General features: G+C 68.3%; 19 protein-coding genes. 11 read left to right on the forward strand and 8 right to left on the reverse strand.

The genetic code is table 11. The annotated features are described in order from the left end of the window. Positions 1-93: 93 nt before the first annotated feature. The 7 genes from M1203_RS03015 to M1203_RS03045 form a co-directional block, all read right to left on the reverse strand. A complete protein-coding gene (locus M1203_RS03015) occupies positions 94-1,326 on the reverse strand; it encodes a serine/threonine-protein kinase (RefSeq protein WP_249947870.1) in 1,233 nt (410 codons plus the stop codon). A gap of 118 nt (positions 1,327-1,444) precedes the next feature. Beyond that, entirely contained in the window at positions 1,445-2,704 is a 1,260-nt protein-coding gene (locus tag M1203_RS03020; protein WP_249947871.1) for a TIGR02679 family protein, read from the reverse strand. Continuing rightward, a complete protein-coding gene (locus tag M1203_RS03025; protein ID WP_249947872.1) occupies positions 2,701-7,038 on the reverse strand; it encodes a TIGR02680 family protein in 4,338 nt (1,445 codons plus the stop codon). Before M1203_RS03025 ends, M1203_RS03020 begins: the two co-directional genes overlap by 4 nt. Next, positions 7,035-8,456: a DUF2398 family protein gene (locus tag M1203_RS03030; protein WP_283958065.1), complete on the reverse strand. Its 1,422-nt coding sequence runs from the start codon at positions 8,454-8,456 to the stop codon at positions 7,035-7,037. The genes M1203_RS03025 and M1203_RS03030 overlap by 4 nt, the downstream gene beginning before the upstream one ends. Further along, entirely contained in the window at positions 8,456-10,027 is a 1,572-nt protein-coding gene (locus M1203_RS03035; RefSeq protein WP_179888033.1) for a TIGR02677 family protein, read from the reverse strand. Before M1203_RS03035 ends, M1203_RS03030 begins: the two co-directional genes overlap by 1 nt. 327 nt (positions 10,028-10,354) lie before the next feature. Beyond that, entirely contained in the window at positions 10,355-10,591 is a 237-nt protein-coding gene (locus tag M1203_RS03040) for a hypothetical protein (RefSeq protein WP_249947874.1), read from the reverse strand. A gap of 56 nt (positions 10,592-10,647) precedes the next feature. Further along, complete coding sequence (locus M1203_RS03045) at positions 10,648-10,905, reverse strand: hypothetical protein (RefSeq protein ID WP_098894650.1); 258 nt, start codon at positions 10,903-10,905, stop codon at positions 10,648-10,650. 171 nt (positions 10,906-11,076) lie between these two features. On the opposite strand from M1203_RS03045, the gene M1203_RS03050 reads away from it, so the two are divergent. Continuing rightward, a complete protein-coding gene (locus M1203_RS03050; RefSeq protein ID WP_249947875.1) occupies positions 11,077-12,012 on the forward strand; it encodes a DUF5655 domain-containing protein in 936 nt (311 codons plus the stop codon). A 237-nt stretch (positions 12,013-12,249) separates the two neighbouring features. Here the strand turns inward: M1203_RS03050 and M1203_RS03060 are convergent, their stop codons facing one another. Further along, positions 12,250-12,996: a site-specific DNA-methyltransferase gene (locus M1203_RS03060; protein WP_249947876.1), complete on the reverse strand. Its 747-nt coding sequence runs from the start codon at positions 12,994-12,996 to the stop codon at positions 12,250-12,252. A 580-nt stretch (positions 12,997-13,576) separates the two neighbouring features. Between M1203_RS03060 and M1203_RS03065 the strand changes: the two genes are divergently transcribed. The 10 genes from M1203_RS03065 to M1203_RS03110 all read left to right on the forward strand — a co-directional run bounded on the left by M1203_RS03065 (position 13,577) and on the right by M1203_RS03110 (position 23,124). Next, positions 13,577-14,722 carry a C40 family peptidase gene (locus tag M1203_RS03065; protein ID WP_249947877.1) on the forward strand — a complete coding sequence of 382 codons (1,146 nt, stop codon included), beginning with the start codon at positions 13,577-13,579 and terminating at the stop codon, positions 14,720-14,722. An 88-nt stretch (positions 14,723-14,810) separates the two neighbouring features. After that, positions 14,811-15,119, forward strand: coding sequence for a DUF6112 family protein (locus tag M1203_RS03070; RefSeq protein ID WP_023421641.1), 309 nt, complete (start codon positions 14,811-14,813; stop codon positions 15,117-15,119). Next, complete coding sequence (locus M1203_RS03075; RefSeq protein ID WP_249947878.1) at positions 15,119-15,796, forward strand: hypothetical protein; 678 nt, start codon at positions 15,119-15,121, stop codon at positions 15,794-15,796. The genes M1203_RS03070 and M1203_RS03075 overlap by 1 nt, the downstream gene beginning before the upstream one ends. Positions 15,797-15,824: 28 nt before the next feature. Next, the gene (locus M1203_RS03080) at positions 15,825-17,234 is read left to right on the forward strand and encodes an ATP-binding protein (RefSeq protein WP_249947879.1); all 1,410 of its coding nucleotides are present in this window, start codon (positions 15,825-15,827) and stop codon (positions 17,232-17,234) included. 133 nt (positions 17,235-17,367) lie between these two features. Then, the gene (locus M1203_RS03085; RefSeq protein ID WP_249947880.1) at positions 17,368-18,834 is read left to right on the forward strand and encodes an SCO6880 family protein; all 1,467 of its coding nucleotides are present in this window, start codon (positions 17,368-17,370) and stop codon (positions 18,832-18,834) included. A gap of 25 nt (positions 18,835-18,859) precedes the next feature. Further along, the gene (locus M1203_RS03090) at positions 18,860-19,312 is read left to right on the forward strand and encodes a DUF6238 family protein (protein WP_249947881.1); all 453 of its coding nucleotides are present in this window, start codon (positions 18,860-18,862) and stop codon (positions 19,310-19,312) included. A gap of 26 nt (positions 19,313-19,338) precedes the next feature. Beyond that, entirely contained in the window at positions 19,339-20,844 is a 1,506-nt protein-coding gene (locus M1203_RS03095) for an ATP-binding protein (RefSeq protein ID WP_249947882.1), read from the forward strand. Positions 20,845-20,876: 32 nt separating this feature from the next. Continuing rightward, complete coding sequence (locus M1203_RS03100; protein ID WP_249947883.1) at positions 20,877-21,572, forward strand: hypothetical protein; 696 nt, start codon at positions 20,877-20,879, stop codon at positions 21,570-21,572. Between the two features lie 129 nt (positions 21,573-21,701). After that, a complete protein-coding gene (locus M1203_RS03105) occupies positions 21,702-22,265 on the forward strand; it encodes a hypothetical protein (protein ID WP_249947884.1) in 564 nt (187 codons plus the stop codon). 97 nt (positions 22,266-22,362) lie between these two features. Beyond that, positions 22,363-23,124, forward strand: coding sequence for a hypothetical protein (locus tag M1203_RS03110; RefSeq protein ID WP_249947885.1), 762 nt, complete (start codon positions 22,363-22,365; stop codon positions 23,122-23,124). The last annotated feature ends 192 nt before the right edge of the window (positions 23,125-23,316 follow it).

The following is a 23,316-nucleotide window of genomic DNA, read 5'->3' on the forward strand; positions in this document are numbered from 1 at the left end:
GCTCACCATTCACGAGTCGTATGGACAGCGCCCAAGCCGACCCCATACGCCCGTCCGCCTCTAGCTTCCCACCAGGCACTGACACCTTGGCCATCAAAGCGCGGTATCCGCCGCGTACTCCGCCCTCAGCTCATCCGCGACCCGCTTCGATGCCGGCGGCTTTACGGCCGTGGGCCTGGCCTTCGGCTCCGCCTTTGGCTTCACGGCCTCGGCGGAGTCGGGGTGCGGCTCGTCCTGCTCCGCCTCCTCCGGTTCCGGCTCTTCCGCCTCAGCAGTTCCTCGCGGGCTATCGAGCGGCAAGTCCAGACCCGCGTCGTCAGTGATCTTGGCCTGGTCCTCAAGCAGCTTCTCGAACGATGGGGACAACGGCTCCTTGGCCGCATCCGGCGTACCGCCCGCGGTCGTATGCGCGATCAGCGCGAGTCGTGCGTCGGCCGGCGCCTTTCCAGCGGCCTTCAACAGCTTCGAGCATGCCTTTGAAACGTCATCCAGCGTCGGCCTGTCCTCGGGAACGTGGGCGAGCATGGAGGCGATCAGTGGCTTAAGCCCCTCGGGCACACCGCTCAGATCCGGGCCGATGTCAGGATTCGCCACCTGCACGGCGACGGCCTCCCACACCGCACCGTCGTACGGGTAGTGGCGCGCCGCCGCATACAGCAGAACCGTGCCCAGCGCGTATACGTCCGCGGCTGGCGTCACCTTCGGATGTCCGCTCGCCTGCTCCGGCGGCATGCAGCGCACCGTCCCGATGATCATCCCGCTGTGGGACAGGGACTCCTTCGCGGCATCCATGAACGCACCGAGCCCGAAGTCGATGATTATGGGGCCTTCTGTGCCCATGATGACGTTCTGGGGCTTCAGATCCCGGTGGAGCAGCTCCGCGGCGTGTACGGCGCTCAGCCCCTCGGCGAGCAACGCGCCCAGACTGGCGACCAGCGGCAAGGGGAGAACGCCGTCCTGGTCCACGCAGGCCAGCAAGGTGCGTCCGGCCACGTACTCCATGGCCAGCCAGGGGCGGTCCGCGAACGGGTCGGCCTCCAGGAACCGCGCCACCCTGTTGGTACCGATCACGGTGCGCGCTATCAGCGCTTCCTTTTCGAAGCGGGCCCGCGTGACGGGGTCCAGCTTGTCGCTCCGGATCAGCTTCACCGCCACCGGCTGACCACCCGGGGTGTAGGCGAGGTACACCTCCCCCATGCCGCCCGAGCCCAGCTCCTTGGCCACGGTGTACCGGCCGATCCGCTCGGGCGTCCCCGTCATCTGTTGCTCAGCACTCCTTACACGCACCCCTGCGCCATCCGGTCCAGATTCGTGGGCGCCGATCAAGCCTAGTCGCTCGTTGTACGGGGCATGCAGGGTTCTGTCGTCTCTGCCGCTCTACCGTGGGGCACCCGGCCCCAGCGGCTGCCGGCTGCCCGCTCAGCAGGTCATCACCCACCCATGATCAGAGTTGGTCACCCCAATCTGCCAGGAGGGCGTCAGCGACGCCTTCCTCGTAGACAGCCGCCTGATGCTCCTGCATCGCATTACTCAAACGCGGGTCCCATGAAGTGCTACGGGCCTTCCCGGACAAGGCAACCTGGTCGTCTTCGGTCCGGAGCCCCTCCAGGTAATCCGCAGCGCTCATCTTCCAGGGCTCGGCTCCGTAGCGGCCGATGAGCTGATTGGTCATGTCGATTCCCGGCCAGTCGAAGTCCCCGTGGTAGAGGAGCCGACCCCCTCCGTTGACGATCAAGCGGGCCAGTCGGTGGAAGGCCGTTGACGGTCGGCCTTCGGCGCAGATCAACGGCGGGCTGCTTGCACCGAGTTCTCCAGCGGCGCGGCGGAGGACAGCTGGGTTCTCACACACGTACACCCTCGGCACGTGAACGGTGACAGGCAAGGTGACCAGCTGGTGAAGTGTGACGTGGAAGGGGGTGCCGTATCGAGCCGCGTCCGTGAGCCACTCCCCCAGCCCTCGACCAGCCGCCGGCAGGTTGAGGACGAGGACGCGGCTGGCCAGGTCGTCGACGATGACGTCGAACGCGTCCCAAAGCTCGCGCCGGGCCTCGGCTCCTGCCGCGAGCGGAACTCCTCGTGCTGTTGCCAACGCACGGAGTACGAGGGTCGGCAGCGAGCCTTGGCCAGGGTTGAGGGTCTTGGTGTTTCCCGTGGTCGCGTCAGCCAAGGCGGCCAGCATGACCGGGGGCGAACCGCTGGCGCGTGCATAGAGGTATTCCAGAACGCGGATGGCCTGGATGAGGAGGCGTTCGTCCTTCTTATTGATCAGCCCAGTGATCGTCCCGTCAGAGGCAAGGCCGCTCAGCCACTCCTTGTACCAGGGGTTCTGGACGTGAAGCGTGCTGGCCTCTCCCTCGGCCAACAGCTGCTGCCGGGCCTGATCAATGGCGCTCCGCTCGTCGGCTCGAAACCGCAGCGGAGGACCGAGTCGTTCCAAGAGCTCTCGGAGGGAAGCGCCGGTGACGTTGCGGACGTTCTGGTCCAGTGCCTCGAGCGGAAGAGAGACTCGGCGGACGTCCGCCGAGCGATACGCGCCTGTAATGCCGATGATGGCGTTGCGCTCATCTATCGTTGGATTCGTCAGGCCGATGGAGCCGGTGATCTCGCCTCCATTGCGTTCAAGCGAGCGCCGGGCCGCCCCAAGAAGGCGGCGGAACTCGGGGCCGCGATAGCGCTCGTATGCGTCGGGCGTCGGCAGGCTCATTGCTCCCCCTCGCTTTCCTCAGTGCCGCTGTCCATCGGCTCTTCCTCAGGCGCGTCGGTGAGCAACCCCGCGTGGGCCGGAACGCGGCGGCTTGGCCGGAAGCTGAGCAGCTCGGCGGCCAGATCTTCGGGTCCGGGGTATCCGACGTCGTCGAGGATCTGTTCGCCGTCCCAGACCAGCAGCATGGCGGAGACAGTGTGCGATGCCTCATCGTGCTTCATGTCGTAGTGCGAGATCTGCGGCACGTCGGGATACGTGATCCACAGGTCGTAGCCGGTCATGAAGAGGTCGAGGTCGAACTTAGCCGTGAGGGCGAGCAAGTCGGGGCGGTACTTCTCGTCGATGCCGGCGAACGCCTCGTCGAGGGCGATCAGGCGTGGGCAGGTGGGGTAGGCGGAACTGTACTGGGCGTGGGCGGCGGCGAAGAGTGGCAGGTGGATGGAGGCGGACTTCTCACCGCCGGACATCACACTGTGTTTGGCCTTGGTGAGAACTTCTCCTTTCTTCCTCTCCTCCTCACTCATGCCCGGGCGGAAAAGCCGCAGTTCGAACTTGCGCCAGGATCGGTAGTCCAGGACTTCGGCGATCACGTGTTGGTAGCTCTGCTTCTTGTCTGCGGCGGCCTTGGTGCGGATCTGGCTGCGCAGGTGGGAGCGGAGTTCGGCCAAGCTCGCGGGGGCGAGTCCGGACGCGTCCTTCTCCAGCAGTTTGCTGACGGCCTTCTGGGAGTCGGTCAGGCTGTCGGAGGCGACCCAGTGGATGCCGACCGTCGTTCCGGATGACATCGGCCTGGCCCGGGTGTCGGCGTCCATGTTCCTGACCAAATCGCGGGCCGCGGTGGTGCGGCTGTGAATCTGCTCGGCGAGCCCGGTCAGCAAGCCGTCTTCAAGGACGGTGCGTTCCTTCTCCTCCAGCAATACCCGATGGTCGGCGAGTTGTTCGGCCAATCGGCGCCCGAAGTCCGCCACCGGCGCCGGGCCTTCGCTGTCGGTAACCCGGGCCAGGATGATGTCGCCGGCCTGCTCCCACTCGAAGAGGTAGCCCTGATCGGATCCGAGCAGGGCGCCTTCCAACGTGGTGATGGCCGTGGAAATCTTTGTGGTGGCGGTCTTCAGGAGGCTCTCGGTGATACGGCGACCCTGAGTGGCTTCATCGAATGCGTCGACAAGGGAGATGACGCTCGTAGGGACGGCGCTGCGGGCTGCCTCGATGCCAGTGACCGAGGTGTCGTGGGCAGTCAGCATGTCCATGAGTCGCCGCACGGTCTCCTCGGCAGATGGCCAGACTTCGTGCGGTACCCAGACGGTGTCCACCACTGTGTCGAGGAGGCCGAGCAGGTCCGGCCGGGCGTACGGCTCAAGGGTGAGGGTCGTTCGTACCTGCTCACGCACGGCGGTCGTCAGGACGTCGCCGACGAACTCCAGAGTGTTCTTGGCCTTCATGAGCCGGTCACGCTGGTCTTCGACGTCCTTCACCGCACGCCGGTGTGCCTTCTCTGCTTCCGCCAGCTGCCCCTCAGCCACCTTGATCTTCTGGAGGATCTCCCGGAGCGGTGCTTCAAGCGTCTCTTGCCTCGTACGTAGCCGCTCTTCCAGGACGGCGAAAGCATCCTTGCGTGTCTGCAGCTGCTCGGCCTCCTCGGCGTAGGTCTGTGCCTGCCCTTCGATGATCTCTTTGCGGCCCGCGAGGTCCTTCTCGGCCTCATCGATCTGTTCTCGACATACCGCAAGCTCCTTGCCGGCAGCGCCGAAATCGGTGACGGCCTGGGCGACACCTTTCAGTTCCTCACGGGTCGTAGGAAGCCGCGCGGCTGTGGCGGCTTGTCTCAGCAGCCGCTTCTTCTCGTGTGCACGGGCAACAGCACCATCAAGGTCTTTGCGAGCCTTCTCAAGGCGACGGCGAGCTCCGGCGAGATTGCCGGCGATCACCGCCACGTCGCGTGCCGCTTCGTCGATCATCAGGGTGCTGGGGAGCTGGCAGCGCGCGCGGTCGAAGTCGTCGAACATCTCTTGGGCGTCCTGCCGTTGGACTTCGGCATCTGTGAGCTGGGTCTCCAGCACGGTGATGGCCCCATCGAGGCGGCTCAGCCGCTCACGTCGTCGTGCAGCCCGTGCAGTGGCTCCGATGTACTCCGGCTGTTCCTTGGGGTGGGCACCGACCTGAACGCCCAGGGAGAAATGCGACCCGACGGTCATGCAAGGGGCGCTATCCGTGTCGATGTCTCTGTCGGCTGTCGGAGCTTCGTCCGCGACACCGATGGACGCGAGGACGGCTTGCACACCTTCAGGGCTCACATGTTCCTGGTCTTCGACAATCAGGACGTCGGCCAGTGTGCTCCCGGTGGGCCGTTGCGTGACGGGCAGTGGACGCAAATAGGCATCGGCGACCTTGTCGCGCAGTGCCTGGTCGGTGGCTTCCGAGTCGGGGTGCAGCCATGCGGTGAGCAACCCGGCCGCGTACAGGGCGCCTTCCACCGCGGCAGCGTGGTCATCGGAAATGTGATCGGCGAACCGTACGAGCTGCCACAGCGGAGCGCCTGACCTTCCCTCTCTGTTGGCGGGCCGCAGGTCGCTGAGCGGAGGTGCCTCGTCTTCTTCAGCCGCCACCCTGTCTCGCTCGCTTCGCGTCTTGTGCAGGGCGTCCGAGATGTCGTCGTACTGCCTCTTGAGCGTTTCGACGCGGGTGAGGGCAGCAGTTCGGCGCTGATCAGTGAGAGAGCGCAAGACCTCAGGCAGCGGGATCGCTGCCGGCTCTCCTGCGGCGGCCAAAGCAGCGAGCAGGGGTGCACGGTCGGCGGGGCAGAGAACCGCGGCTTCGCCGTCGTTGGTCCAGCGAGCGATAACTTGGCCGAGATCCTGGGCGGCCTCTGCGCGCGCCTGGCTGAGTTGATCGGCGGCGGCAGCTGACTTCTGCTCGGTCTCCGTGAGTTCAGCAGCTGCGATATCCACACGTTTTTGCTCGCGGCCCTGATCCTCCATAGCTTGCTCGACTGCGGTGAGATGGTGGCGCACATCCTCGAGTTCGGTTTCGCGCGCGGTCGTGTAGCCGACGACGTGCGTCTGAAACGCGGCATCGAAGTTCAGTGCGTCTTCTTCGAGGAGGATGCCTGATCGGCGTGCCGCGTCCAAGAGGTCTCGGGTGTGCCGTGATGCGGCTGCGTTGAGTTCTTCGCACCGCTCGCCGACCCTCGCTGCCTCACCCTTGAGAGTGGCGAGGTGCCCCCAAGCGCCGTTGAGGAGGCGGTCGCTGTCTTTGATGCCCTGGCTCTCGCCGCGCACTCGGTCACGTAGCTCGTCGAGGTCCTTCTGCTGCGTAACAGCGTCATGATTCCTGAGGGTGGCGAGGCGTGTGCCGATCTCTTTGCACTGCCGTTCCCCGGTGTCCCGGCGTTGCCGTGCCTCAGCCAGTTGCCCGTCGGCGGTCCGCCGTTCCTCCGCTGCCTGAAGGATCCTGGCGCACTCATCGGCCGTGGCCTGCGTGCGCTCCTTGACCTGGCCTACGCGGTCTCGGGCGTGGACTTGAAGGTAACTGGTGTACTCACGCAGGAAGTTCTGTACGGCTGTGTCGGCCCCGGCCAAGGCATTGAGGAGCGCCTGGATCTCTGCGAGGTTCTCGAAGTCCCGGGCAGCTTGCTTGATCAGGTCTTCGTCGACGGGGCGCAGACCCGCGGTGAGAGTGTCGGACACCTTGGCCGGATCCAGGTCCTTGGCCAGGAGAGGGCGGCGCAACTGGAGCAGCAGGTTGATCAGTTGGCTGTAGCGCTCGCGTCCAAGGCCGAACAGCCGGTCGTCGATGGCATCGCGATATGCCTCTGCCGTCTCGTACGTGGCATCCTCGCCCAGCATTTTCGCCAGTGCCTTTTCCCGCAGTGGCCGCGAGGCATCGTCCAGGAGACCAAAGTCGAGGCCCATGCGGCCATCGGTGACGAAGTAGAAGCGGGCCGGCGAGGGCATCGCTTTCGTCACTCGCATGCCGATGCCAGCGGTAACAGCCTCGATGACCTTGCCGTCGGGGGCAGTGCGGGCGAATTCCATCCATACATAGCCGTATGCGGACTCCTGCTTCTTGTAGAGCAGGTTCGATTTCATGGTCCGTTCCTCGCCACTGAACGGATCCAGCCGTCGTGCGTCTAGGACGCCGTCCAGCACGAGGGGGAAGAGCACCTCCAGGGCCTTGGTCTTGCCGGATCCGTTGTGCCCGCGAAGCACCAGGCGACCGTCGGCGAAGACGAATTCCTCGTCGATGTAGTCCCACAGGCCGATCACGCCCGCACGCGTGGGCTTGAATCGGGCCTCCGGATACTCGGCCTTGCGGGGATGCGGGATGAGCGTCATCGAGAGGTGTCCTCTAGGGGGAAGTCGAGGGCGAACTGACCTTCGTACGCAGGTCGAGGCAGCACGGCGGTGATATTGCGGTAACGCGCCGCGGCAGGGCACACCAGGATTCCCCCAGGGACGAGGTGCACCAGGCGCAGGTCTGCCAGCAGAGAGAGGGCCTCGGCCAGAAGCCCTCCGGGATCGCCCTGCCATTTATTGGTGAACGAGGACGGACCGAACTCCTCGTACAGCTCGGTGATCATCTGCTCCAGCACGCCTTGCTCAACGAACGGCAGGCCCGCCCGCTGTTCGGCTGCGTCGGCTTCCGTTCCTGGTCCGTACGCCCCTTGGCCGTTGTCTGTCTGCGGGTCATGAGCGAGGGCTTCGAGTGTGCCGGCCTCGGGCAGGGCCATGTCGATGCGACTCAGCAGGTCCGCGTGTTCTTCTCGCGGGTCAGGTGGGAGAAGGCGCTGCAGGCTGCCGGAACGGTCGGGGTCTTCCTGTAGGTCCGCGATCTTCGCCAGTATCAGACCGGCGGTCCGGTTGACTGCTCCTCCTCGCCCCGGGAAACGCTTGTCGGTGAAACGCCCCGTGGTATCGACAAGCATGATCCCCTCAGCCCGGCGCTCGACGGGCAGACCGGTCAGACGCGCGATGTCCTCGGCCAGAGTGGGCTGGCGCAGCGCGATCGCGGTTTCCGGGGCGATGCCGGCGAAGTAGACCACCGGGTGCTCGATGAGCATCCGTCGGGCCCGCTGGGCAGCCAAACGCCGACGCGGGTCCCGCCCGGTGCCCGCGGTCGGGGTGTCCAGCAGACCGGCGGCACTCGTCAGGTGCTGCAAGGGCCTGTTGGGCTTGAAGAAGGCTGCGCAGGTGTCGTGGTCGATGTCGAACAGAGCGTCCCCACGATCATGGTCGCGGGCCCAGTCCTCGGTGGAACCGTCGGAAATCCGCAGCGCCCCTCGGTCGACAAGCCAGTCCATCACGTCAACGACCGCGTCCTTGTGGCCCGCTGCCGTCGCGTCGAAGCCGAGATACTCGATGGCGTTGGAGTACGGAGCAAGGAACTTGACGAGATCGGCGAGGGTGATCTCTATCCGCGACCGGTTCAAGCACGCCAGGACCAGACACAGGTATGCGAGCCGCCGCCGGTCGAAGGGCTTTTTACTCTTCACCGTGAGAAACGCCTGGCTCTCGTCGAAGGTATCCAGCCGCCGCAGCAGGCGAGCATGACGGGCACTCGTGGACAGCGTGTATCCGAAAAGGTCCCGGAAGTCCTTCGTCAGTTCGTCGGCCCACTGCAGGACCGACGCAAGCGCCTTGGTCCGCGGGTAGGTCTCGGTGACCACGCTGTGCAACAACAAGAGCCGGGCCGCCTGCTGGTACGAGCTGAGGTCCGCGGGCTCCACAGATGCGGCTACGCGCTGGGCAGGCATCAAGGCGACCCCGATCCGAGACGGCGACGCATCGCACCGTGTGGCTTGATCTCCAGGGCGAAACCGGGCAGGTGCAGCGTGCCGGTTTCGGTCCGCACGCGACTCCCGCGTTCACTGGGCACAAGACGCAGCGTCAGCACATCGCTGCTGCCGGTGCCTGAGCGCAAACGTCCCGCGACGACCGTTCGCGCCTCCAGGGCGCGGGTCAGCAGCTTGAGCACGGCGCGAGTCTCCGCCTGGTTCAGTACTCGATCATGAGGTCCGTGCTCCAGGAGAGTTTCCGCCGCGCTCCGTTCCGCGGCCCGCTCTGCCAGTTGAGCCTCGCGCAGGCGGGCGTGCGCGCCCCGGGACTTCCGCACCGGCTGCGGACCTCCCTGCGCCGGCCTCTTACCGTGCTTGAAGAGGCTGACGCTGATCTCCACACCCGGCGCCTCCCACCACGTCGAACGCGGCGAGATCTGGTCGTCATCGTCGTGTGCGCCCGAAAGATGCCGTACGGAGCGCAGATCGAAAGCGGCGGCGACCAGAGCGTTCGCCGCCTGCTCATCCGGTGCCGCGGCAGCCCACGCGGCCAGATGCCGCAGTTGAGTAGTGCGGCTCACGCCGCCTCTGCGTGACTCCGTGACCTGCCTCAGCAAGGCGATGACCCCAGAGATCGCGGTGCGAGTGGCGCCCTGCAACTGATCCGCCCTGGACCCGCCCGCGCCATCGGCCAAGAACCACTGCCGCAGCCCCATCCAGCGCCGCCGCCAGTCCTCCAGCCGTACAGCCGGGCGCATCATGGGCCGTTCGTCCGCTGCGGCCGCCCGCTCCAGCAGCGTCTCCACCCCGGTGTCCTCCACCTCATGCACAGCCTCAGCCAGGCGGGGCGCATAGCGTTCCAGTTCGGCCGTGAACTCGCTCATGTGGGCCAGCAGCGCATGCTTGTACCGGAGGAACGTCTCGGGGGAGATGTCCGTTGTACGGACTACGTCGTTGAGCGTCAAATAGAAGCGCGCTGCCCGTTGGGTCATGTCCTCCAGCACGCTGTCGAGCCGGGTGAGCTTGCGGTAGACCTCGTCCTGGTCGCCCTGCCGGTTCGCGGTGGCCAGGGCCTTGAAGTCCGCCAGGATGTCGGCGAAGACCAGGCGCGACAGGTTTGCGTCCTGGACCCGCGACCCGATGACCTCTTCCACCGCGCAGTAGACGCGGTAGCCGATCTCAGTGAACTGGTACACCGACTGGCGGTTGCGGTAAGCGGCCAGATTGCCGCACCGAGTCGCGTCCTCCACTTTGTAGAGGACCTGCTCGTCCTCGGCCGCGAGATTGTCAAGCATGGCCCGCAGGTTCAGGTCTGTAGCACTCGGTACCTCGTCGTGCGCTGCCGCAAGTTCGCTCAAGGCCTTCGCCACGTCATCGGTGTGGACCTGAACCTGGTGCACAGCCCGCAGCACATTCATCGCCCGCAGCACCCACAGGTACGCGACGTGGTTATCGCGCTGGGTGAAGTTGAACAGTCTGAGCCGGTCGCCCACTGTCAACGAATCTAAATCGAACGACTCTGCGATTCCCGAGTCATCACGCTGCAGCACCTACACCGCCCCTCGTTCACATCTACTGCTCCTACCCTGACAGTTGCCACTGACAATCACGCCGGAGTGCTCGGAACAGGTTGCCCCTGAAGCCGCTCAACGGCCATGCCCTCAGGCAGCTATCGCCCGAGAAGCCACTTTCGGATCAGGTGAGCTGATAGTCGCTGGGCTGATAGAGCCCGCAATATCTGGCCAGAATTCGCCCAGTGGCCAGCACGGCTACGGACTGCAGTGAAAAGAAGCGCAGCGCTGAGCTCCAGGTCAGCCGGATCGACCCAGCCGATGCGGGTGGTGCGGCAGCGGACGGTGACCTCGTACGGAACCGGGTCAGCGCCCCTCGGGCGCGGTGGGCCACGGGCGGTCTGGGCCATCGCGCCACTCCAGCCACTTCGGATCGTTCAGGACTCCGTCGGGGTCAGGGATGCCGAGCGCTTCGAGGAAGACGACCAGATCGTGGTCGGAGTAGGCGGTGCCCAGGATCTCGTCACGACCTCGGCGGTAAACCGTGACCCGCCGGCCGCCCGCCGCCGAGGGACGATGGACGACGATCGGCGCGCTGCGCATGCACTCCACCCCGCAGTCGGTTTCCCTGCCTGGCCATCGTGCGCGCGGGCTGTCGATCACCCCGCCCGCCGGACGGCCGGGGTCGCGCTGGGGACGTTGCGCTGGGCCAGCTCCTTCAGTTCCATCCGGGCAGCCGGGGTTCCTGCCGATCCTCTCCAGAACGGGTGGTCGGCGATCCGGGCCGACAGCTCCAGCAGACGGCGGCGGCCTTCGGTCGGGCTGGCGGCCGAGGAACCATCCGCGAGCTGCCGGTAGGTGCTGTACCAGGCGGTCTGGTCACGTAGGAGGTCTGGGGGGAAGTCGTACGGGCGCATAGCAACTATTAGATCGGATGTTCGATTACACGGGCAACCGGCCACGCAGGCGTCTTCCGCTACCCCTCAGCGTGAACCGGCCCCACCAGACGGTCCGGCGCGCTAGAGGTGGAATAACCAGGGCGTTCGTTCGATTGGCTTCCTTGCAGAGATCGCGGGAGGGGGGCGCTGGTGGCCGAGCTGATGATGTTTCGGCAGGACGCGGACGGACGGGATGTCGAGCTGGCCGGCTCGACGGTGGCGCTGGAGGTGGAGCTGCAGCGGCGGGTCGAGGCCGGCCTGGAGCAGATGCTGGGCGTCCGTTTCCTGGCCTCGGAGTATCCGACCGGGCCTTGGCACCGGGGGCGGATCGACACCCTGGGACTCGATGAGAACGGCAGTCCGGTGGTGATCGAGTTCAAGAAGGGCTCGGACAGCGGGGTGATGTCCCAGGCGGTCTCCTACCTGTCTTGGCTGGAGTCGGCGCACCACGAGTTCGAGGCGCTCGTGCGGAAGGTGCTGGGGGCGGAGGCCGCCGAGTCCGTCGACTGGCGTCGTCCGCGGATGATCTGCATCGCGGCGGGCTTCTCGCACCACGACCGGGTAGCGGTGCAGAGGTTGCCCGAGCGGATCGACCTAGTGCGCTACCGGATCTTCGACGGTGGCCTGCTGGGGCTGCTGCTCGTGGACTCCGCGACCGGCTTCCCGAGCGCTGCCTCGTCTCGCCGGGGCCGAGAGCGGGCACCCGTGGCGGACAGCGTGCCGACGGCTTCGGCGGTCTCTCCGCCTTCGGGTGGAGGAGCGGTGCCGGAGTGCCTGCGGGACCTGTACGCGGAACTGGACGAGGCGCTCACGGCATGGGGCGAGGTGGAGGTGGCGTCCCTGCGGCACTACATCGCCTACCGGCGGTTGGTGAACGTGGCGTCGGTGATCTTCCGTCCGAAGCACGAAGCGATCCTGGTGTACCTCAGACTCGACCCGGACACGGTCGAGTTGGAGGAGGGCTTCACCCGGGACATGCGCGGTATCGGACACCTCGGGACCGGCGACTTGGAGGTCCGTGTCGTCTCGGCAGCCGACTTGGAGAAGGCGGCGCCGCTGATCCGGCGGGCGTTCGAGGCGGCCTGACGTAACAGGAGGGGCGGCTGGTGCATCGGTTAGTCGATGCACCAGCCGCCCCTTTGGCGTCTGCGGGCCGTCGGCCCTGGCCTCTCTTCGCTCTCACGTTCATGCCTCCGGTCCGGCCAGCTCGAAGTCGTCCTTCGTCAGTTCGGCCCGCAGCCGCTCCTCGGCGACGTCGGCGTAGTGCGCGGACAGTTCGACGCCCACGAAGCGGCGCCCCTCGCGCAGGGCCGCGACCCCGGNTCATGCCTCCGGTCCGGCCAGCTCGAAGTCGTCCTTCGTCAGTTCGGCCCGCAGCCGCTCCTCGGCGACGTCGGCGTAGTGCGCGGACAGTTCGACGCCCACGAAGCGGCGCCCCTCGCGCAGGGCCGCGACCCCGGTGGAGCCGCTGCCGGTGAACGGGTCGAGGACGGTGCCGCCCTCGGGACAGACCTGGACGAGCTGCTGCATGACCTCGACCGGCTTCTGGGTGATGTGAACTCGGCCCTTGCGGGGCTGGGAGGCGATGTAGTGCCCCGGCAGGTAGAGATCGCGGGTGTTGTCGAGGGAGCCCTTGACGCCCCAGATGATGAACTCCGAGTCCTGCTTCGGCCCGCCCTTGCGGGGTCGGCTGGACGGCTTGATCCACGGAATCGTGCCGCTCCAGGTCCATCCCGCCATCTGCAGGGCGTCGGAGGTGGTCGGCTCCTGCCGCCAGTCGGTGAAGACCATCGCGACCGCGTGCTCGGTCGAGGCCCGGTACGCCTCAGTGAGGAGTTCGGTGAGCCAGGAGCGGTAGGAGCGCTGGTCGCGGTTCTCGCCCGGGAAGTTGGCGAGGTCGTGCGCCGAGTTGCTGGTGACGTACTTGGCGCGGGCGGTGCGGCCGGTTCGGTCTGAGCTGGTGCGGCCTCCGGAGTTGTACGGCGGATCGGTGATCAACGCCTGGACGCTCTCGTCCGGGAGGGACTTCAGGACGGTCAGGGCGTCGCCTCGGTGCAGCGTGTAGCTCATGGGGAGGGCTTCTCTTCGGGCGCGGCGGAGTCTGGACCTGCTCCGGGCAGCGCTCAACGGCGTGCACCAGGTGCGAGGTTGCAGCGGAGGTTAACGGCGAATTCCGGCCGCGCCTAACGAGGTGGCTCCCTGCTTCGGACCCCTGGATGGCAGCCGTTTGGTGCGGCCGGAATCCCGGTCTACTGTCTCGCCGTGCCACCGGGAAGGAACCTGGCTCCACCCCCGTTGAGCTGAGCTTATCCGTGCCGTCTCGTCCAATCGAGCAGCGTCGGAGGCATGTTGCCCATCTGCCCGCGAGCGCCGTGAGGAGGCCCCTGTGTATTGCCTGAGATTACGAGCGCGGCTGGCTGCCGCGCGTGACCTGAAACCGGCGTCCTGGAGCTACCAACTCCTCTGACCCGGGCCCGCCGAGAGGCGGATGCACATCGGCGCGGTGCCGACGGCTTTGCACGAGAAGTCGGCACCGCATCTCCTTCGAACACCGAGGAGCCGCTGCGATGCAGCATGCCCTGACACACCCGCGCCCCGACCCACCTCCGTCGTCCGGTCCGCACCGCCGTCGCGCTGAACGGCGGCAGCCGTGAAGAAGACGACGGGAGCCCTCGTCGGTCTGTGCGCCACCGGACCACTCCTGCTGGCACTGCCGATCCTTGGCATCGGTGCCGGGGCCGCCTCGGCTTCGTGCTCGACCGACGGTGCACAGGGTGTGGACGCCTCCGCCGTCGCCAAGCAGGTGAAGGCCATCCTGGACGGCGGCGACAAGGGCTCGGTCTCCGTGCCGGGCCTGGACGCGCCTGCCGACCAGGTGCCCAATGCCAAGACGATCCAGGCCACGGGCGTCGCGATGAACATCCCCGCCCGAGGGCAGGTCGTCGCCCTGGCGACCGCTCTGCAGGAGAGTGGCCTGCGGAACCTGACCTACGGCGACCGCGATTCGCTGGGTCTCTTCCAGCAGCGGCCGTCGATGGGCTGGGGCACGGCCAGCCAGATCCTTGACCCGGCGCACGCCTCGACGAAGTTCTACGAGGGGCTCAAGAAGGTCTCCGGCTGGCAGTCCCTATCTGTCACCCAGGCCGCCCAGGCAGTGCAGAAGTCGGGCTTCCCGGAGGCGTACGCCAAATGGGAGCCGCTGGCCACCGCCCTGCAGAAGGCCCTCGAGCCCCTGCTGCAGAAGTCCGGCGGTGCATCGCCGAGCCCGTCGCCGTCCGGCTCTGGCGACACCGGCAGCCCCTCTCCCGATTCCGCGGGGGGTTGTTCGGCGGACGGCGACGGGACGGACCTCGGCACCATCCCGGCGGGCGCGCTGCCGGACGAGTACAAGATCCCCGCCTCCGCACCGCCGAAGGTGCAGACGGCGATCCGGTGGGCGCTCCGCCAGCTCGGCACCCCGTATCAGTGGGGCGGCACCTGCACCGACTCCCACGGCAAAAACCCGATGGGCCGCTGCGACTGCTCCTCCCTGATGCAGGGCGCGTACAAGGCCGCCGGGGTCACCCTGACGCGGACCACGTACACGCAGGTCAAGGACGGCAAGGCCGTCTCGGTCGATGCCCTCAAGCCGGGCGACCTCCTCTTCACCGAGGGGACGGCCGCCGTACCGGAACACGTCGGGATGGCGATCGGGCAGGGCCTGATCGTCCACGCCCCGCACACCGGTGACGTCGTACGGATCACCACCGTCGCCTCCTGGAAATCGCGGATTCTCGCGGCCCGCCGAGTCGTCTGACCGGCGCTCCTCCCCCTCCTCACCTCCCCCCTCGCACCGCTGGATCGCCCCACCGGGCTTTGGCGTGCTCATTCGAACTGGAGTTCCCATGTATCTCGCTGACCAGGTCATACAGCTCGCCTACGACCCCGGAATCAAGCCGAACGAGGGCGGGCTCCCTGGCCTCAACGTCCTCAAGCAGGTGATGGGCTCGATCAATTTGTTCGGACTCATTGCCGTGGTCGGAGCCCTCGCCGTCAGTGCGGGCGTGTGGGCCTGGGGTCACCACTCCGGTGGTCACCAGGCCGAGGCGAACGGGAAGAAGGGCGTGCTGGTCAGCGCGGGCGCGGCCCTTCTGCTCGGTGCCGCCAACGGTGTGGTGGCGTTCTTCTCGACGCTCGGGACGCAGGTCCACTGATGGCTCAGCACTCCACCCACCCCGGCGCATCTCGCGTGCGCCGCCGGGCGCTGCTCGGCACTGCCGTCCTGGCGGTGCTCGTCGCCCTCGCCGGCCTGGCCGCCTACCTCACCCGCGAGGGCCGAAGCCCCTCCGATACTGCTTCCCCACCGCCAAGTTCGCCCACGGCGTCCTCGTCGCCCGCGGCACCGTCCGGGCCGCACACCCGGCCCCGCGCTCTGCCCGTTCCGCCGAAAACCCACGACCCGATCACGTACGGGAAGGCCGCCGCAGCAGCGCTGTGGTCGTACGACACCCGCGCGTACTCGCAGCCCGAGCTGCGCAAGGCGCTGCGCGGCTGGCTGACCACGGAGTCGAAATACGCCGACCCGGCCTCCGTCGACCAGGCGGTCCCCTCGGCCGTGCTGTGGAAGGAGATGGCGGCCAACAAGCAGGTCGCCACCGCCAAGATCAACGAGGGGCACTTCCCGCACGCCTTTACCCAGGCCCTCCAGGACGACCCCGGGGCGATCACCCAGGCGTACGTCTACGCCGTCACGGTCTCCGGCAAGCAGTCGATTCGCTGGAAGGGCTCGGCCGCCGGCGGCGCGGAGAGCCGGTCCACCACCCTCGCGGTCCAGTGCCGGCCCAACCACTCCTGCGCCCTGGTCGGCGTCATGCCGTCCGTCGCGCCCTGACCCTCGCCCCAGAACGGAGGTACGACTCATGGGAGTCTGCGACTTCCCGCTGATGGACAAGGTGTGCGGCGCTGTCGACTTCGCCACCAACCCCGCCGGCACCGTCACCGATGGTCTCGGCGCGTGGATCGCGAAGTCGGCGGGCGAGCTAGCGTCCAGCGCGGCCGACCTGGCCGCCAAGGCCGTCAACAAGACGACGGCCATCGACCTCAACGCCGGGTGGTTCCGCGACAACTACGAGCTGCTGCTACCCATCGGCCTCGCCCTGACCGTCGGCATCTTCTGCATCCAGCTCATGACCGCGGCCTGGCGCCGCGACGAACGCGCCCTCGCCAAGGCGGCGTTCGGCACCATGACAGGAGTCCTGTTCAGCTTCTCCGCCATCGCTTTCACGACCGTCGCCATCACCGTGGTGGACGCGCTGTCCGACGGCCTCTTCAAAGCCGCCAACACCTCGATCGACGACGCGATCCGTCGTGTGATCAAGGTTGATCAGATGGGGGCCATGTACGGCCTCGGCTGGGGTGTGCCCGCGCTGGTCGCCTTCGGGTGCGCGATCGGCGCCTTCCTCTACTGGGGCGTGATGGTCGCCCGCAAGGTCGGCGTCCTGATCATGGTCGCGCTCGCGGTGTTCGCCGGGGCGGGCGGCGGCTGGGAGGTCGCCAAGCGGTGGCGGCGGGGCTGGATCGAGGCCACCGGCACCCTAATCGTCTCCAAGCTCCTGATGACCGTCGTCTTCCTCATCGGTGTCTCCGCCATGGGCAAGACCGACGCCAGCGACGGGATGGCGGCCCTGTCGGACGCGATGGCCGACATCGTCGTGATGGTCCTGGTGTTGCTCTGCCCCTACGCGACGTACAAGTTCGTCCACTGGGCCAGCGACGGCGGCGGCCCCGACGACATGCACCGCACCGGTGTCGCCGGCATGGCGGTCGCCGCAGGAGCCGCGAAGACCGCAGGCAGCCTCGCACTGCGGGCCGGTACGGGCGCCCCCGCTCCGCAGGGTCCGAACCAGGTCCCGGGCGCGGGCACCGATGGCGTCGCCTCCGGCATCAACCCCTCCGGAGGCAACCTCAGCAAGGAGGGCATCGACGCCGGGCCGCCCAAGCAGCAGACCCGCTTCCGGTACGGCGAAGACCCGAACGCGAGCGGCGACAAGGGCCGGGCTCTGATCCAGCGCCCCGGGATCCCGCCGCTGATCACACGTCCTGGTGAGGACGAACCGGAAGGGTCCGAATCGACTGCCCAAGGCGTTGCGGGCGGCTCCGTTCACCTTGCAGCCGCATCGGCTCCGGGCGGCGACATGACCTCCATGCCGCCAGCCGACCCCGGACCTTCGGCCTCGGGCACTCCGGCGTCCGCGTCCGGTCCGTCGGCCACCGGCTCCGCGACGCCGACGAACTGGGTGTATCCCACCCAGCCGCCGTCGGGTTCCTGACCCACATCCCCGGGGGGCGGGCCGCACTCCACGGCCCGCCCCCGCCTCCCCGCCAGCAGGAAGGTTTCGCCATGACGTCCAGAAGAGCGCCGCGCGCCCCATCCTCCGCCCGCTCCCACCGTCTGGAACCACCATGTCCGGCAAGCACCAGTCCTCCACGCCCACCGTGAAGTTCCCGCACCGCAGCAGGCGGGGCGTCCTGCTCGGCCTGACCGTCCCGCAGTTGACCGTCGCCGGACTCACCGGCCTTCTACTGCTCGCCGTGATTCTCGCCCGCGGTGTGGTCGGCGCCCTCCAGCTCATCCCGCTGTGGGCCGTGATCGCCCTGCTCGTCTTCGTCCGCCACCGAGGCCGTGCTCTGGCGGACTGGGCCCCGATCGTCGTCCGCTACGCGCTGCGCCGGATGCGAGGCCAGCTCGTCTGGCTCACCCGGCCCTCCCGCCGGCCGACCCGCGAGGGACTGCTCCACCTTCCCGGCACCGCGGCCAGCCTGCGCGTGACCACTGCCCCCGATGGCAAGTACGGCGCCGTCCACAACCCGCACACCGGGACGCTGACCGCGGTGGTCAAGGTCTCCTCCCGCGCCTACGCCCTGCTCGACCCGGGCACACAGCAGGCCAACGTCGACGGCTGGGGACGCGCGCTGGCGGCCCTCGCCCGTACCGGACAGATCGCTCGCATCCAGGTGATCGAGCGCACCATCCCCGACTCCGGCGACGCGCTGCGCCGCTACTGGGAAGAGCACGGCCGACCCGACACCCCGATGGCCGGCGCGATCTACAACGAGCTGATCCAGACCGCCGGTCCCGCAGCCGCCCCGCACGAGGCGTACGTCGCGGTGTCCCTGGACACCAAGGCGGCCCGCCGGCTGATCAACCAGGCTGGCGGCGGTCTCACCGGTGCCTTCAGCGTCCTCGCCCAGCTCACCTCCACGTTCGACCAGGCGGCGCGGACCGCCGGTCTCACCCCGACGGGCTGGCTCACCGCCCGCGAGATCGCCGCCGTGGTGCGCACCTCCTACGACCCGAAGGCGCTGGCGACACTCGACCGCTGGTCCACGGCCGGTCGCCCCGAGGCCGAGCCCGCCGCCGCCGGCCCCGTCGTGGTCGTCGAGAAGGCGGACCACATCGCCACCGACTCCGCCGTGCACGCCACCTACTGGGTGGAGAACTGGCCGCGCACCGAGACCAGCGCCGGCTTCCTGCACCAGCTCCTGTTCACCGGCGGCGTCCGGCGCACGCTGTCGCTCTCCTACGAGCCGAAGAACCTCGACGCCGCCCTGCGCGACGTCCAGCGCAAGAAGTCCAGCGTGATCGCCGACGCCGCCGAACGGGCCCGGCGCGGCCAGGTCGACTCCGAGGCCGACTCGATCGAATACCAGGACATCAAGTCCCGCGAACGCCAGCTCATCGCTGGCCACGCCGACGTCGCACTCACCGGTCTGCTGACCGTCTCGGCCGACACCGAGGACGAGCTGCGCACCGCCTGCGCCGTCGTGGAGACCGCCGCTGTCGGCGCCCAGCTCGACCTCCGGCCCCTGACCTGGCAGCAGGCCGAGGCATTCACCGCCGCCGCCCTGCCGCTCGCGCTCGCTGCCTGACCCTCCCCTTCGAAAGAGCAGCCTCATGTCCCGCACCGCCAGCCCGACCGCGCAGGACTTCGTGCCCTTCGCCACCGCCGCGCTCGACTTCCACCGGGCGCTCAACATCCCGGGCGGCCCGCTGGTCACCACCCGGGCCGAGCTGGACGCCCTGCACGCCCACCTCGTCTCGCTGTACGGGCTGCTCGACGCCCACGCCACTCGCACCGGGCAGCTCGTCGCGGTCGAGGGCGACCAGCTCCGTGCCGCCCGCACCCGCATCTGGCAGGCCGCCGAGCACCTCCACGCCGCCTATCACGCGGCGCCCCGGCCGGACTCCGGCGAGATCCCCGCACCGGAGGCGTGCCAGGCCGGCCTTCCAGAGGGAGCACCGGAACTGACCATCTGCCAGCGCCACCAGCGCACCGCTCATCTCGTGCGGCGGCGCACCACCCCGGCCGACCTGCACGCCCCGTTCACCGGCCTCGTTCGCCGCTGACCCACCCCTCACCTGGAGAAACGCTCATGCCCCGTACCCGCGCCAGCGCCTCCCCTCTGTTCGTGCCCCGTAAGACGACACGCGCCGAGCAGCGAGCTGCCCGAGCCGGTTTCACCGAAGCCCGCCGCCAGGCACGCCTCGCCGGAAACCCGCCCAAGCGCCGCGCGGAGCAGACCCTCGACCCGGATCTGCGGCCCACCTACCCGCTCGCCGGTCGCCCCGGCCCGGCCTCCGCCCGCGGCGGCAAGCTCGCCCTGCCAGCCCACCGGATGACCACCGCCACAGCCAGCGGCGCCTACCCGTTCGTGGCCGAGGGCGGCCTGGGCGCCGAAGGGGTGTTCATCGGCCGCGATGTGCACGCGGAGGCGGCCTTCTGCTTCGATCCGTTCTCGCTCTACAACAGCGGCAGGGTGGAGGGCTTCACCAACCCCAACGCGGTCCTGGCCGGGATCATCGGCATGGGCAAGTCGGCGCTGGCGAAGTCGATCGCCACCCGGTCGATCGCCCACGGCTACCGGATCTACATCCCCTGCGATCCCAAGGGGGAGTGGACCGGTGTCTCGCAAGCCCTCGGCGGATACAGCATCGCCCTGGGCCCGGGGCTCCCTGGACGGTTGAATCCGCTGGACGCCCCGGCTCGCCCCGCCTCCGTGAGCGAGGAGGACTGGTTCACGGAGGTTCGCAAGCGCCGTCTGCTGCTGCTGGCCAGCCTCGCCCGCACCGTGCTGAAGCGCGACCTGCTGCCGATGGAGCACACCGCCCTCGACCTGGCCCTGGATCTGGTCGTCGCTGACGCCGCCGCCCGGGGCACGGTGCCGCTGCTCGGCGAGATCGCGCACGTACTCGGCTCCCCCGAACGCCTCGACCAGGCCCTCGGCCACCAGGCGGGGCACCTCGGTTCAGCCGCCCAGGACCTCACCCATGCCTTGCGACGTCTCGTGCACGGCGACCTGAGCGGCATGTTCGACGCGCCGAGCACCGTGTCGTTCGACCCGACCACACCGATGCTGTCCATCGATCTCTCCCGTCTCGGCGGCTCCGGTGACGACACGGCACTGGTACTCGCGATGACGTGCGCGAGCGCGTGGATGGAGTCAGCCCTCAGTGATCCCGATGGCGGTCGGCGCTGGGTGATCTACGACGAGGCGTGGCGGCTGATGCGGCACGTCGGGCTGCTGGAGCGGATGCAGAGCCAGTGGAAGCTCTCCCGAGGGCTGGGCATCGCGAACCTGATGGTGATCCACCGCCTCAGCGATTTGCTCTCGGCGGGCGACGCCGGCTCACGCGGCCGGGTCCTTGCCGAGGGGCTCCTCGCGGACTGCAGCACGCGCATCATCTACCGCCAGGAGCCCGACCAGCTCGCCGCCGCTGCATCTCTGCTCGGCCTGACCGGCGTCGAGACCCAAGCGGTGTCCGCCCTGACCAAGGGCCGAGGTCTGTGGAAGGTCGTCGGCCGCTCGTTCATCACCCAGCACATCCTCCACCCGGCTGAGCGGGAGCTGTTCGACACAGATGCCCGCATGGCGGCCTAGCCCAACGACCAGCACAGCAACGGGAATCGATCATGTCTGCTTCTTCCACTCCTTTCTCCGGTGACAACCAGCCGTCGCAGGCCACCGACCCTTTGGCGTGGCGACAGCACCTCCCGGCACTGGCCTCGGCCGCCGCCGGGATCAACGAGGCGTGCGACGCCTGGGACGCGGTTTCGGACTCGCTCTGCGACGCGGACGGCTGGCCGCTGGACGACAAGGTCTACGGGGACGGGAAGGTCAAGCGGGACGCCGAAGCGTGGAAGCACGCCGAGGTGTTCCTCGACCACGGACCCGAGGTGCTGGCCGGGGTCCGCGCCGCTGCCGACGGCCCCGACTACGTCGAGGGGCCGATCCGTGACGACCTCCGTCGGATACGCGGGATCGACACCATCCTGTTCCGGGCGGAGGAGCTGCGGCACGAATGGGACGGCGTCATGGCGCTTATGGACGGTTCGCAGCCGAGCGTGCTCCACCTCTACCAGGAGCGTGCCGAGGAGCACCGCAATACCGAAGGCTGGCACTACTCACACGAACTGGGTTCCAAAGGACCGGCGTTGGTGCGCGTCGGCGAATTCCTAGCTCACCGGGCGGACACCGAACGGCCGACGCAGACCGAGCGGGCTCGCGTCGCCCTGACTCGCTCGACGCACAACACCCCTGCCGTATCACCTGCTTCGCCCCAGGTCCCGCCGGCATCGCATCCGCCGGCTCCCGGTCGCTCGCGGTGATCCTTAGCACGCAGTCACGGCCGCGCCAAATCGCCCGATCACCGGATCCTCATGGACCCCGCACTCCTTCAAGCTCCACGCCCTCGGCGGCTCCCGCCGTGCGGCGGGGCGTTCGCAACGGAGAACTCCATGCACCACAAAACCTCGCCCCCGGCCGCCAGGTCCGATCCGCGTCGCCTTCAGGCTGCCCTCTGTTCCGCGCTCGGGCAGCGCGGCCTGGAGGGCACCGTCGAGTACGGCCTGAGCGACTACATCGTCCACGCCGAGCTTCCCGATGGCAGTTCGCTGATCATCTCGCCGCCGCAGGAGCCGCCCTCCGAGCACCCCGAGTCCCCGGAAAGCTGGATGGTCACCCGCCACCGGTCCGTCGAACCTGCCGTCTACGAGGTGATCTACGACTCCGAGCCGGACGGTCCGCATGCGCGCCACGGCGGCAGCGTGCCGGATCTCCTCTCCGCTGTCGACGCCCGCCTGGACCAGCTTGGCGTACCACCACGCCAGGAGCAGGAACGTTCCGGCAAGGCGCGCGCCGCCACCGTGCTCCCGCCCGACTCCGCTCCATCCCGGGCGAGTGTCGCTCTCGCCTCTTCGCCGTCGGTCGGCCAGCGCGTGCTCCCGACCGGTCCGCCGCCGGAGTCTTCCGCGCGGGCCGCGCCGCCGTCGGCCAGTTCCTCATCCGTCCCCCGGCTCTGACCGACCGCGATCCAGGAGTCCTCCGTGCACCGCACCCTCAGAACTGATCCGCCCGTCGCCCGCACCTGTAACCGCACCCGCCTCGGATGGATCTGCCATGCCCAGCCACTACGACGTGCTGCCCGACCTGGCCTTCGGCCACCACCCCGTCCACGGCATCGTCGCCGCGAACCCGAAGAACCTCGCGGCCAGCACCTGGATGCTCAAGGGATTCGACTTCCATCCCGTCCCCGACCAGCCGACGTTGTACGCGCTGGCCGACCAGAACCGTGACGGACACGGCCGTACGAGCCGGGCCATCGAGCTGCTGCGCAAGGCTGGCTACCAGGTCGATGTGGACGTCGCACTTGACCCTGCACTGGCGCCCGACACGGCACAGGTACGCGACCGCGGTCCGCTCGGTGAACCAGACGTCGCCTTCGCCGATCACCCGCAGCTCGGCATCGTCGTAGCCCTCGACGACCGTGTCTCCGGCCTCAGCGGGCTCGCGCTGGTGGAGGACGGCTGGCGGCACAACTCGAGCCTGGACATCTACACGCTCCCCGCGACCACCGATCGCGTCGAGGCGCTGGGGAAAGTCGCCGACGCCACGGTGGCCCTGCACCGTTCGGGGCTCCAGGTCGCAGTGCAGCCCCGCCTCGCTCAAGAGGTGACGGCTCGGCCCCGCCCTGCTGCCCCGCCGACCGCCGGCCGTGAGCGCGGCCATGGTCCCGCTCGCGCCTCTCCGTTGAGCGCCGCCGCGCTCGCCGCCAGCCCGGCCCGTGCCGGTATCCCGGGCAGGGCGCCGGTCCCCGCCGCCGTCACCACACCGGCGGTCCGGCCGGTTGACCCCCGCATCGCGTACTCCCGCGACCGCTGATCCAACTCCTCAAGGAGGCCCCTCCATGAAGGAGGCCTCTCCATGGCCGTTATTGGTAACTGCGGCTAACGCAACTTGATGAATGCCTCTGCCGAGGAGCTACTGAACTTGATCGAGTGATGTCGGACAGTTCGCCTGACAGCGGCTGAGTCGGGCCGGTAGCTGTGTGGTGTGAGATACGCGCAGGGCGGG

Origin of the sequence: Streptomyces sp. 35G-GA-8, from assembly GCF_023534745.1 — a bacterium.
Taxonomy (GTDB): domain Bacteria; phylum Actinomycetota; class Actinomycetes; order Streptomycetales; family Streptomycetaceae; genus Streptomyces.